Raw genomic sequence first — 12,377 nt, forward strand, 5'->3', positions numbered from 1 at the left:
ATATCAAAATTTCAATAATAGGTTGAAAACGACTTTTTCGTTATTTTTCCACTAAGTATTAAATAATAACCAAACAGGTATTATCTTCTAGATTTGAAAGGAAAAATTCATTGACACTACCACTCTGATTCCATACACTTATGTGTGGGAAAGAATCTTTAGACCTAAAAAATTGTCAATATAGAAAAAAATAATATATAAAAGGGAGAGACTAATATGCAGCCAAATTTACAGGAAAATTCGAAACCAGTCGTCGAATCTAACCGCGGCTTTCAAGTTTGGTGGCAAATGACCCGTCCTCATACGTTAACAGCAGCCTTCGTCCCGGTTTTACTCGGTACAGCACTTGCACTTAAGTCTGGCAAAATCCATTTCGGGTTATTTATCGCTATGTTGATTGCGAGTTTACTCATTCAAGCAGCAACCAATATGTTTAACGAATACTTTGATTATAAACGCGGCCTTGATAACGAACATTCTGTAGGAATAGGCGGATCCATTGTCCGTGATGGAATTAAACCGAAGACTGTCATGACTCTTGCATTCAGTTTTTATGGAATCGCGCTATTGTTAGGGATTTATATTTGCGCTAATAGCAGCTGGTGGTTAGCATTAATTGGACTTATTTGTATGGCGGTCGGTTATTTTTATACCGGAGGCCCTGTACCAATTGCGTATACACCTTTTGGAGAATTATTTGCTGGATTCTTTATGGGAATGTTAATTATTCTAATCTCATTCTTTATCCAAACCGGGACAGTCGACAGTACGAGTATTTTAGTATCAATCCCAAGCATGGTGCTTGTAGGTGAAATTTTATTAGCTAATAACATTCGCGACCTTGATAACGACAAGGAAAACGGACGTAAGACATTAGCCATTCTATTAGGGAAAAAGAAGGCTATTAATTTGCTTGCCGGTATGTTTATTTTCTCTTATTTATGGGTTTTAGGACTTATTATCGGCGGCATCGTTCCTGCATGGGTGGCGATTGTCATTTTAAGCGCCCCAAAAGCGATTAAAGCAACAAAAGGTTTTATTGAAAATACACTGCCTATTCAAATGGCGCCCGCTATGAAAGCTACAGCCCAAACCAATACGATTTTTGGATTTTTACTTGCCATCGGCATTTTCGTTGGACACTTTTTCGCATAATAAAAAGGCTTCTGCATACGAGCAGAAGCCTTTTTATTATAACGATTTTATTTTCCATATCTCCGTAGCATATTCTTTTATGGTCCGGTCACTAGAAAAATAACCTGCACGTGCAATATTGGTTAAACTCATTTTTTGCCAGTGCAACTGATCTTGATATGCTTCCCCTATTTTACGCTGGATGTCGGCGTAAGAGGCGAAATCCTTTAAGACGAAATATTGGTCATTTTCTTCAAGGAGGGAATCGAAAATGGGCTCAAATTCATTATTAACATCAGGGAAAAATCCATTCACGAGTTGATCAACCGCCTGGCGAATACGATAATCGTGATGATAATATTCGAGGGATTCATACCCGCCATGTTGATAATAATGGAGAACCTCGTCTGCTGTAAGGCCAAACGTAAAGATATTATCCCCGCCCACCAGCTCTTGAATTTCAATATTTGCTCCATCTAACGTTCCTACAGTGAGCGCACCATTGATCATAAATTTCATATTTCCTGTTCCTGATGCCTCTTTACTTGCAGTCGAAATCTGTTCACTTACATCAGCAGCAGGAAAGATTTTTTCGGCTAGGGAAACCCGATAATTTTCAAGGAAAATGACTTTCAGTTTATCCCCAATCTTTGGATCGTGATTAACCTTATCCGCTACAGCATTGATTAATTTGATAATCTTTTTTGCATAGTAATAACCAGGTGAAGCTTTTGCGCCAAAAATAAACACTCTTGGGGTAATCGTAAAGCTTGAATCCTCTTTAATTCGGTTGTATAGATGCATGATGTGCAATACATTTAGAAGCTGACGCTTATAGGCGTGCAGGCGTTTGACCTGAACATCAAAAATCGCTGTTGAATCAACAGTAACCCCAGTTTTATCAAAAATAACATCCGCCAGCTTTTGTTTATTTTCATTTTTAATTTTCTGCAGCTGGTCTAAAAATGGTTGGTCATTTTGATATTTAAGTAATTTAGCAAGGTCTTCTGCAGTATAAGTCCAAGAGGAACCTATTGATTCTGTAATCAAAGCCGATAATTTTGGATTTGCTTTTAACAGCCATCGCCGATAGGCAATTCCATTCGTTTTATTGTTAAACTTCTCAGGAAAGAGTTGATAAAATTGATTCATTTCCCGCTTCTTTAAAATTTCTGTATGCAGCTTTGCCACTCCATTTACACTAAAGCTTCCTACAATGGCTAAATGGGCCATTTTCACGTAATCATCAGCTAATATAGCAAGACTTCTGATCCGTTCCCAATCACCTGGGGTCTGCTCCCAAAGCTCCTGGCAAAAGCGTTCATTAATTTCCTCCACAATCATATATATCCTTGGCAGCAAGGGGCGGAAAATATGAATTGGCCACTTCTCTAATGCTTCTGACAAGGTTGTATGATTTGTGTATGAGATAGTATTTTTCGTAATATGCCATGCCTGCTCCCAATCAAAGCCCTCTTCATCAATTAATATCCTCATTAACTCAGGAATCGCTAGTACTGGGTGTGTATCATTAATATGAATGCAAACATCTTCATGAAGCATATGTAAACTTCCATGTTGTTTTCGATACGATTTCAGGATGGACTGGAGACTTGCCGAAACTAAAAAATATTGCTGCTTGAGCCTTAAAATTTTCCCATCATCATGGGTATCATCTGGATATAAAAACTCGGAAATCATTTCTGTTTCTCGTTTGTATTTTAAAATATCATCATGAAACGGAAATTGTGCTGGCTCAGCATTCCATAGCCTTAATGTGTTAACGGTATTTGATTTATACCCGATTACAGGCATGTCATGAGGAACAGCGGTTACCGTCTCGGCATTCAAATGTTGAAACACGTGACGCCCATTTTCCATCCTCACTTCGACCTTACCCCAAAAAGGAATCTTAACCGCCAAATCAGCCTTGCGGATTTCCCATACATTGCCGCTCCGCAGCCATTGCTCAGGCAGTTCGACTTGGTAGCCATCCACAATTTTCTGTTCAAAAAGGCCATGTTTGTACCGTATACCATGGCCGTGTCCAGGCAAATTTAGCGACGCAAGCGAATCTAAAAAACAGGCGGCTAATCTTCCTAAACCGCCATTCCCTAAACCTGCATCTGCTTCTAATTCTTCGAGCCCGCTCAAATCAATCCCCAATTGCTGAAGGCCATCCTGAACGATTTCCTCAATCCCAAGGTTAATTAAATTCTGCCTTAGCAATTTTCCTAATAAATACTCAATCGAGAGGTAATAAACCTGCTTGCCCTTTGCCGCATGATATCGTTCGTTTGTGGCAATCCAATCATTGCTGACAAATTCGCGGATCATATTTCCGAGTGTTTGGTAGTGATCTCTCGCTGTACTTTCCGAGAAACTTTTTCCGCATACCATTTCAAGTCTATTTAAAAAGGATTCTTTAAACTCGGACGTATTAGAAAACATGGGTTTCACTCCTAGTGATAAGCTCTGCATAAAGCTGGTTATAACTAAATGCTGATTGGGCCCAGCTATAATCCATTTCCATCGCCTGTTTAACAAGGGATTCCCAAGCTTCACGATCATGGTAAAAGCTTAGGGCTCTTCTAATCGTGTAGAGCATGTCATGAGCATTGAAATTGCGGAAGGAAAAGCCATTTCCTTCCTCTGTGGATTCATTCCAAGATTTTACGGTATCGTTTAAGCCGCCTGTCTCACGGACAATCGGAATCGCACCGTATTTCATTGCAATCAACTGTCCTAGTCCACATGGTTCAAACAGAGAAGGCATTAGGAATAAGTCTGCCGCAGCATAAAGATTATGTGCTAGCCCTTCATCAAAGCCAGTATGAACCTTTAATTTCTCTGGGTAGACACGGGCAGCCTGCCTTAAATGTTCCTCAATATCATAGTCACCGGTTCCAAGAATAATAACCTGAATATCCTCTTGCAGAATTTCTTTAAGAACACATTTAATTAGATCCAGCCCTTTTTGTTTAGTCAGCCGAGAAATCATTACCATTAAAGGCGTGTTTGCGCTTTGTGATAAGCCGAAAAGCTTTTGAATCTCTCTTTTATTAATAACCTTTTTTTCAGTATTATTTACTGAATAGGTTTGAAAAATCAAAGGGTCATTTGCCGGATTGTAGAAGTCATCATCAATTCCATTTAAAATCCCCAAAAGATCTTCATTTCGAGCTTTCAAAAGACCTTCCAGCTTTTCACCATAGGTTACCGTTTGAATTTCATTTTTATAGGTTGGGCTAACCGTTGTAATCGTATCCGCTGCAACGAGTGCCCCCTTCATAAAGTTGACATTCCCGAAAAACTCTAAGTGATCTGGATGGAAGGATTGATAATCCATTCCAAGCAAATCTCCCAAAACTTCCTTTGGAAAGATTCCTTGGAACTGCAGGTTATGAATTGTGAACACAGTTCGGATTAGACCATAACCTTTTCTTTTGTAATATTCCGATCTCAAAAGATAAGGAATCATTCCGGTATGCCAATCATGGCAGTGGAGTACATCAGGGAAAAAATTAAGCTCTGCAATTGCTTCAAGGACAGCGCGATTAAAATAAGCAAATCGTTCACCATCGTCATAATACCCATAAAGACCTTCTCTTTTAAAATAGTATTCATTATCGACAAAATAGAAAGTTACACCTTGATGGGTTAGCTCTTCTATACCGCAATATTGATTTCTCCAGCCGACCTGAACAGTGAATTCCTTTACCTTTTTCATTTCATTCTTATATTTATCAGATATGGTTCCGTACTTAGGGAGAATAACCCTGACATCCGTTCCCAGACTTTTTAATTCTTTTGGAAGGGATCCTGCAACATCTGCAAGACCTCCCGATTTAGCAAATGGTCCACATTCAGACACGGCAAATAATACTTTCACGAGTTCATCAACGCTCCTTGCTTGATCCCTTTACGTACTACAAATGGAGAACGGGCACTTCCGGTTAAATTAGTACCGGCTTCTATTTTTACATCTTTATCTAAAATAACAGAATCTAAATAGCAGTTATCTTCAATTTGACATTTCTGCATGATAATGCAGTTTTTAATAACAGCACCCTTCCCAATTTTAACACCTCGAGAGATAATACTGTTTTCCACCGTTCCACTGATTACACATCCGTTTGCAATCATTGCATTTTTTACAAAGGATCCCTTAACATATTTGGTTGGCGGCTCATCTTTTACCTTCGTAAAAATCGGACTGTCCTTCAAAAATAATTGCTTCCAAACATCTGTCTTAAGTAAATTCATGCTAGTTGAAAAATAGTTTTCAATTGAATCTATCATGACGGCATAGCCGTTGTAATCATAGTGGCAGACTGTGTACTGATGATCGAAATCCTGGACAACGTCTTTCATACAGGTGTAACCCGTTTCGTTTCTCGTTTCTAGCAATTTTATTAATAGCGAGGTTTTAATTAAATACATTTCCATGGAACTGCCATTTTCATGATGAATTTCGGTTATATCACAGGAAGAATGGCGATGCCAGTCAAGAATTGGTCTAAAGTCCATATTAAAAACCGTATAACAATTGGAGATAATCGCATACTCTTGAGTACTTCGCTTAAAAAAGTCCATATTGGCCGCAAAATGTTCAAACGACCCAATTTTATTTCCGTCATTATCCACAATCGGTGATGGGAAAAAGAATAATCCATCACGTTTTCGATTCAAATCCCAATTTTTCCCTGACCCTAAGTGATCCATTAAGGAGCGATATTGCATTTTCGGAAAAATTGCCACACTTCGAATACCGGAATTGACCATATTCGAAAGTACAAAATCAATGATGCGATACCGGCCTGCAAACGGCAGTGCTGCAAGCGATCGGTGTGTTAATAAATCTTCCAAATCATCATGGTATGTGGTGGCATCAATGACGCCTAATAGCTTTCTTTTCACGACTTTAGTCCCTCCTGAGTTCTATTAAAAATTGCTGATTCTACCTGGCACCTCTGTGGTTGTTGCTAGATTTTTAATAAGCAGGATATAACCCGCTAAGCATTTCTTGGGTCACGAGAATAATTTCATCATCGAAAGAACGAATAACAGTCCCATCTGGCACTTGCACATCACACGGAACAATCGCCTTTTCAATAAGGCAGTTATTGCCAATGACCGCGTCTGGCATAATAACAGATTCTTTTATGGAAGAGCCTTTTCCAACTGTTACCCCTTGGAAAAGAACCGATTTATCTATTTCCCCTTCAATCGTACATCCTTCATTAATGAGCGACTCTTTTACAATCGCATCCGGTGAAATATATTGCGGCGGTTGATTTGGATTAACAGAATAGATTCTCCAATCATGATCAAACAGGTCCAAATCGCACTCTTCGTTTAATAAGTCCATATTCGCCTCCCAAAGGCTTTGAACTGTTCCAACGTCCTTCCAATAGCCTTTAAACGGATAGGCAAAAAGCTTTTTGTTTTCTTCTAAAAGAAGCGGAATGACGTCCTTGCCAAAATCATGGCTGGAATCTGGATCTCGAGCATCCATTTCTAAATATTCTTTCAGTATATTCCAGCTAAAAATATAAATGCCCATCGATGCTAGATTATTTTTGGGCTCACTTGGTTTTTCGTCAAATTCTACGATTCTCAAATCCTCGTTTGTATTCATAATTCCGAACCGGCTCGCTTCTGCCCAAGGAACCTCAATCAAGGAAATCGTGACATCTGCCCTTTTTTCAATATGGTATTCGAGCATGTTTTCATAGTTCATTTTGTAAATATGATCTCCTGAAAGGATTAATACGTAATCCGGCTGGTATTGCTTCAAGTAATTCAGGTTTTGATAAATCGCACTTGCTGTACCTGTATACCACTTCACTTCGGAAGACTCAGCATATGGAGGTAAAACGGTTACCCCCCCATCCTTTCGGTCAAGGTCCCACGCACTGCCAATTCCAATATAAGAATTTAATAATAGCGGTTGGTATTGTGTTAAAACGCCAACCGTGTCGATGCCGGAGTTTGCACAATTGCTTAATGTAAAATCAATAATTCGGTATTTCCCTCCAAACGGTACAGCAGGCTTCGCTAAATCCTTTGTCAGCGAATTAAGTCTGCTTCCTTTTCCCCCTGCCAACAGCATTGCTACGCACTTTTTCTTTGCCATTTCCTTTTCTCTCCTTTCGTTTTTTAACCGGTCTGATAATATGAAAACCAAATGGTGCAATTGTTAAATTAATTGAATATGGTTTACCATGAAACGGTTCTTCTAACGCCATGATTGTCTTTTTATTAATCAATCCGGCTCCTCCATATTCTTGTTGATCACTATTTAAAATTTCCCGGTATTCTCCTAAATGATTAACTCCAATTTTATAATCCGGGTAGCTGACACCAGTAAAGTTACAAATAATGACTAAATGATCTTCTTCTTTTTTTCCTTTTCGAATGAAGGAAAAAATCGATTGATCACTGTTATTTACATCAATCCATTCAAATCCTTCATGTGTGTGATCCAGCTCATATAGTGGTTTCGAACGCTTATACACCTTCGTCAACACTTTTACATAGGAGTTTAAATCGCGGTGCATGTCATATTCCAGTAAGTTCCAATCTTGTTGTTCCTTATCTTTCCACTCAGCAAACTGCCCTAGTTCGAAACCCATAAATAATAATTTCTTTCCAGGGTGAGCAAACATAAAACCTAGTAAAAGCCTCAGCTGGGCAAATTTTTCCCAGTATTCTCCCGGCATCTTATCTAGCAGCGACTTTTTGCCATGAACCACTTCATCATGTGAAAATGGGAGCATAAAGTTTTCTAGAAAAGCATATAAAAGTGAAAAAGTCACTTTAGAATGCACCTTCGATCGGGAATATGGCGGAGTTTCCATATATTCAAGCATGTCGTTCATCCAGCCCATATTCCATTTATAATCGAATCCCAAGCCGCCGTAGCTGACTGGGGCAGTAACATTAGGGAAATCCGTAGAGTCCTCACCGATCATTAAAAAATGCGGATTATATTCGTGGACCTCTAGATTTAATTTCTTTAAAAAGTTAATTCCATAGGGATTTTCACGTTTTTCACTCGTCCCATTCGGCCAATAAATGATATTGGCGACCGCATCCATGCGAAAGCCATCAATATGGAAATAATCCATCCAAAATTTGGCGTTTGAAATAAGGAAGCTTTGCACCTCACCTTTTCCGAGGTCAAAGTTGGCTGTTCCCCATACAGCATTTTCCCTATCACCTTGATAATGGTAGGAATAAATATGTGTTCCGTCAAAACGATATAATCCATGGTCATCCTTGCAATAATGCCCTGGAACCCAATCCAGGATGACACCAATACCATTCTGATGGCACTGGTCTACAAAATAGCGGAATTCATCGGGTGTTCCATATCTGGAGGTAACCGAAAAGTACCCTGTTCCCTGGTAGCCCCACGAGGCATCGAGCGGGTGTTCGACGAGGGGTAAAATTTCTATATGCGTAAAGCCATGTTCGATTACATAAGGTATAAGCTCTGAAGCAAGTTCTTTATAGGTAAGGAAATCCCCAGTGAGCTTTTTCCTCCAAGAACCTAAGTGAACTTCATAGATGACAGCAGGATCGGATAAAAAGTTTCGGTTTGCTCTCCGATTCATCCAATGGTAATCCTGCCATTGATAATTGTTTAAGGAATAAACGATGGATGCAGTGTTCGGTCGCAATTCAGAATAAAAGGCATATGGATCAGCTTTAAGCAGCGTTTCGCCATATTGTGTTAATATTTCATACTTATAAACACTACCTTCGAGGTCTTGATTAATGATGATAATCCAAACCCCTTCGTCATTTACCTTTTGCAGATCATACCCTTCACCATTCCAGTTATTAAAATCCCCAGTAAGCCTCACCTGCGAGGCATTCGGAGCCCATACGCAAAATCGTGTATAAACTTTATCGGAATTCTTCAAGATATGAGCGCCAAAAAGCTGATGACTTTGAAAAAGATTTCCCTCGTGAAATAAGTGCAACTGATAATCAGTCGGAAACAATGTATTCACTGTCATGGCTCTCCTCATCCCCATTGAAAATATGTATTTCAAAAACCAATTATAAGTGCAAATGAATAATATTCCTTGTAAAACTTTTTTATCTTTTCTGACAATAATCCCTAATTGTTGTCACAATACCCTTTTTTTCGACAGTATTCGACACAAATCAACGATATATCTATCGGTATTCGACAAAAATATATAAAGTTTTTTTGTGAAAAGAAGCATTAATTATTATTTAATTTTCAAAAATTGGATTTTTCCTTGTGCTAGTACAATCTTGAATTTGTAAGCGTTATCAATGTTTTCTGTTATATATAAGGGTGAAATATTGTTATTTTAAAATAATATCAACTCAATTGTTATTCTTATATAACATTTTAAATGTTAACAAAATATTCATGCTTTTCTTTTTACTGGAACGGAATTTTTATTATGATTTATTTAGAGTTCTATAACATGGAGAGGAAGTATGACATGCCATTTAAAGGACGTGTTGAATCAGATGAATTAAAGATGCTAAGAATTTTAAACACTCGGATGGAATTATCAGAGGAAGAAAAAAGACACTATTTGAATCTTGAAAAAGGATATGAAGGTGAAGTAAAGTGATTTATTAACTGAGAAGCTTCAAAACGAGTGCTATACTTTAAATGATTTGCTGCTTAAGAGTAACAATTCAAGTTTCCAGATTGATACAACAATCATTTATCAGGAACCAATTTACCTTATTGATGTAAAAAATTATAATGGTGACTTTATTTACAAAACAGATAGATTGGAATCGATTTCTGGAAGGATATATCCGAATCCATTGGATCAGTTAAATAGAAGTTCCACATTGTTCCGCCAGCTCTTGCAGAATTCTGGATATAATTTTCTTGTAGAGTCTTTTGTTGTTTTTGTTAACCCCGAGTTTACTTTATACCAAGCTCCCCAAAATCTGCCTTTCATTTTTCCGACACAGCTAAATCAGTTCATGAAAAAATTAAATAAGCTTCCCTCAAAACTTAATAATCGTCATTGGAAGCTTGCTGAAAAACTAGTCTCTTTACATCACACGAAGTCACCTTATTCAATGCAGCCAGCTTATGAATACAACCGATGCCGTAAAGGTTTTACTTGTGCAGGCTGCAGATCGTTTGATCTTTCAATTTCAGCAGATAATAGGAGCTTAGTTTGTCTTGTGTGCGGGTACAAGGAAAGGATTGAAGCAACCATTTTACGTAGTGTTGATGAAATTAAGCTATTGTTTCCAAATAAAAAAATCACTACTACTATTGTTCATGATTGGTGTGGTGAGGTTGGGTCTAAAAAGAGAATCAACAGGGTACTGCAAAGAAACTTTAAGGTAATAGGATTCGGGAAATGGACTTATTACGAATAAACTCTCTTTTTCTAGTCCTGGCTGCACTAACCATTATTACGGTCTCGGACGTGCTTTTTTGGTATTGCCGTGTCTTCTATAGAGGATATTGCAGACTTTGTAGCGCCCTTCTGGCATTGCCGTGTCTTTTATAGAGGTTATTGCAGACTCGGCAGCGCCTTTTGGCCTTGCTGTGTCTTCTATCGAGGGTTTTGCGGACTCGGTACCGCCTTTTTGGCCTTTCCGTGTCTCTATGGGGGTTATTGCAGACTCGGCAGCGCCTTTTGGCATTGCTGTGTCTTCTATCGGGGGTTTTGCGGACTTGGCGCGGAGCGTTTTGCCATTGACATGTCTTCTATAGAGGGTTTTGCGGACTCGGTACCGCCTTTTGGCATTGCTGTGTCTTCTATCGGAGGTTTTGCGGACTTGGCGTGGAGCGTTTTGCCATTGCCGTGTCTTCTATAGAGGGTATTGCGGACTCGATACCGCCTTTTTGGCCTTTCCGTGTCTCTATGGGGGTTATTGCAGACTCGGCAGCGCCTTTTGGCATTGCTGTGTCTTCTATCGGGGGTTTTGCGGACTTGGCGCGGAGCGTTTTGCCATTGCCATGTCTTCTATCGAGAGTATTGCGGACGGGTACCGCCTTTTGGCATTGCTGTGTCTTCTATCGGAGGTTATTGCGGACTCGGCAGCGCCCTTTGGCATTGCTGTGTCTTCTATCGGGGGTTTTGCGGACTTGGCGTGGAGCGTTTTGCCATTGCCATGTCTTCTATCGAGAGTATTGCGGACGGGTACCGCCTTTTGGCATTGCTGTGTCTTCTATCGCAGGTTATTGCGGACGGGTACCGCCTTTTGGCATTGCTGTGTCTTCTATCGGAGGTTATTGCGGACTCGGCAGCGCCCTTTGGCATTGCTGTGTCTTCTATCGGGGGTTTTGCGGACTTGGCGTGGAGCGTTTTGCCATTGCCGAGTCTTCTATAGAGGGTATTGCGGACTCGGTACCGCCTTTTTGGCCTTGCCATGTCTTCTATAGAGGGTATTGCAGACTCAGTAGCGCTTTTTGGCATTGCTACGTCTTCTATCGGGGATTTTACGGACTCAGCAGCGCCTTTTTGGCCTTGCAAAGTCTTCTATCAGGGGTTATTGTGGACTCTGCAGCCAATCTTAGCCTTTGCCCTGTCCTCTATTCCTTTTTCAAAACAGTGTCTTATATTGAATTAACATAAAAAAGACTTTTCTATTTCACCCTTTATTTTAATTAAAGGCTTTAACACAAAAAAACTGATGATAATATATCATCAGTTTCTTTGTATGACCCCTACGGGATTCGAACCCGTGTTACCGCCGTGAAAGGGCGGTGTCTTAACCGCTTGACCAAGGGGCCGATTATTGAATTAATATGGCAGAGAAGAAGGGATTCGAACCCTCGCGCCGGTTACCCGACCTACTCCCTTAGCAGGGGAGCCCCTTGAGCCACTTGGGTACTTCTCTATATGGCTCCGCAGGTAGGACTCGAACCTACGACCGATCGGTTAACAGCCGATAGCTCTACCACTGAGCTACTGCGGAATAATATATATGGTGGGCCTAAATGGACTCGAACCATCGACCTCACGCTTATCAGGCGTGCGCTCTAACCAGCTGAGCTATAGGCCCCTAAATGGAGCGGGTGATGAGAATCGAACTCACAACATCAGCTTGGAAGGCTGAGGTTTTACCACTAAACTACACCCGCATGATATGGGGCGGCTGAAGGGAATCGAACCCTCGAATGTCGGAACCACAATCCGATGCGTTAACCACTTCGCCACAGCCGCCATAGAAAAGTTATTTGATTTTTAAAATAAATGGTGGCTCAGGAC

At 39.9% G+C, this 12,377-nt stretch carries 8 protein-coding genes and 6 tRNA genes; 3 read left to right on the forward strand and 11 right to left on the reverse strand.

Features of this window, described 5'->3' with window-relative positions; genetic code table 11:
- Nucleotides 1–216: 216 nt before the first annotated feature.
- The gene (locus ACIFOT_RS20080) at nucleotides 217–1,155 is read left to right on the forward strand and encodes a 1,4-dihydroxy-2-naphthoate polyprenyltransferase (protein ID WP_430067108.1); all 939 of its coding nucleotides are present in this window, start codon (nucleotides 217–219) and stop codon (nucleotides 1,153–1,155) included.
- A 36-nt stretch (nucleotides 1,156–1,191) separates the two neighbouring features.
- Here ACIFOT_RS20080 and ACIFOT_RS20085 read toward each other — a convergent pair whose 3' ends face one another.
- From ACIFOT_RS20085 to glgB, 5 genes are all read right to left on the reverse strand, one after another.
- Nucleotides 1,192–3,585, reverse strand: a complete 2,394-nt coding sequence (locus tag ACIFOT_RS20085) for a glycogen/starch/alpha-glucan phosphorylase (protein WP_430067109.1) — start codon at nucleotides 3,583–3,585, stop codon at nucleotides 1,192–1,194.
- A complete protein-coding gene (gene glgA / locus ACIFOT_RS20090) occupies nucleotides 3,575–5,026 on the reverse strand; it encodes a glycogen synthase GlgA (protein ID WP_430067110.1) in 1,452 nt (483 codons plus the stop codon). Before glgA ends, ACIFOT_RS20085 begins: the two co-directional genes overlap by 11 nt.
- Nucleotides 5,023–6,054 (reverse strand): sugar phosphate nucleotidyltransferase, encoded by a 1,032-nt coding sequence (locus ACIFOT_RS20095; RefSeq protein WP_430067111.1) that lies wholly within the window; start codon nucleotides 6,052–6,054, stop codon nucleotides 5,023–5,025. Before ACIFOT_RS20095 ends, glgA begins: the two co-directional genes overlap by 4 nt.
- 73 nt (nucleotides 6,055–6,127) lie before the next feature.
- Nucleotides 6,128–7,273: a glucose-1-phosphate adenylyltransferase gene (locus tag ACIFOT_RS20100; RefSeq protein ID WP_430067112.1), complete on the reverse strand. Its 1,146-nt coding sequence runs from the start codon at nucleotides 7,271–7,273 to the stop codon at nucleotides 6,128–6,130.
- Nucleotides 7,215–9,164: a 1,4-alpha-glucan branching protein GlgB gene (glgB, locus tag ACIFOT_RS20105; protein WP_430067113.1), complete on the reverse strand. Its 1,950-nt coding sequence runs from the start codon at nucleotides 9,162–9,164 to the stop codon at nucleotides 7,215–7,217. The genes ACIFOT_RS20100 and glgB overlap by 59 nt, the downstream gene beginning before the upstream one ends.
- Before the next feature lie 444 nt (nucleotides 9,165–9,608).
- Between glgB and ACIFOT_RS20110 the strand changes: the two genes are divergently transcribed.
- Nucleotides 9,609–9,761 carry a hypothetical protein gene (locus tag ACIFOT_RS20110; RefSeq protein WP_430067114.1) on the forward strand — a complete coding sequence of 51 codons (153 nt, stop codon included), beginning with the start codon at nucleotides 9,609–9,611 and terminating at the stop codon, nucleotides 9,759–9,761.
- 46 nt (nucleotides 9,762–9,807) lie between these two features.
- Nucleotides 9,808–10,536: a nuclease-related domain-containing protein gene (locus tag ACIFOT_RS20115; protein ID WP_430067115.1), complete on the forward strand. Its 729-nt coding sequence runs from the start codon at nucleotides 9,808–9,810 to the stop codon at nucleotides 10,534–10,536.
- A gap of 1,291 nt (nucleotides 10,537–11,827) precedes the next feature.
- Here the strand turns inward: ACIFOT_RS20115 and ACIFOT_RS20120 are convergent.
- From ACIFOT_RS20120 to ACIFOT_RS20145, 6 genes are all read right to left on the reverse strand, one after another.
- Nucleotides 11,828–11,899: transfer RNA gene (locus tag ACIFOT_RS20120), tRNA-Glu, on the reverse strand.
- 16 nt (nucleotides 11,900–11,915) lie between these two features.
- Nucleotides 11,916–12,006 (reverse strand) — tRNA-Ser (locus tag ACIFOT_RS20125).
- A 3-nt stretch (nucleotides 12,007–12,009) separates the two neighbouring features.
- A tRNA-Asn gene (locus ACIFOT_RS20130) sits at nucleotides 12,010–12,084 on the reverse strand.
- 10 nt (nucleotides 12,085–12,094) lie between these two features.
- A tRNA-Ile gene (locus ACIFOT_RS20135) sits at nucleotides 12,095–12,171 on the reverse strand.
- 5 nt (nucleotides 12,172–12,176) lie between these two features.
- A tRNA-Gly gene (locus tag ACIFOT_RS20140) sits at nucleotides 12,177–12,250 on the reverse strand.
- A gap of 6 nt (nucleotides 12,251–12,256) precedes the next feature.
- Nucleotides 12,257–12,332 (reverse strand) — tRNA-His (locus tag ACIFOT_RS20145).
- Nucleotides 12,333–12,377: the final 45 nt, after the last annotated feature.

It is taken from the genome of Neobacillus sp. NRS-1170, from assembly GCF_050468025.1.

Bases quoted from the DNA above. Each gene is read 5' to 3' on its own strand.
- glgB (WP_430067113.1), bottom strand. From the start codon at position 9,164: ATGACAGTGAATACATTGTTTCCGACTGATTATCAGTTGCACTTATTT.
- ACIFOT_RS20110 (WP_430067114.1), top strand. From the start codon at position 9,609: ATGGAGAGGAAGTATGACATGCCATTTAAAGGACGTGTTGAATCAGAT.
- ACIFOT_RS20080 (WP_430067108.1), top strand. From the start codon at position 217: ATGCAGCCAAATTTACAGGAAAATTCGAAACCAGTCGTCGAATCTAAC.
- ACIFOT_RS20100 (WP_430067112.1), bottom strand. From the start codon at position 7,273: ATGGCAAAGAAAAAGTGCGTAGCAATGCTGTTGGCAGGGGGAAAAGGA.
- ACIFOT_RS20085 (WP_430067109.1), bottom strand. From the start codon at position 3,585: ATGTTTTCTAATACGTCCGAGTTTAAAGAATCCTTTTTAAATAGACTT.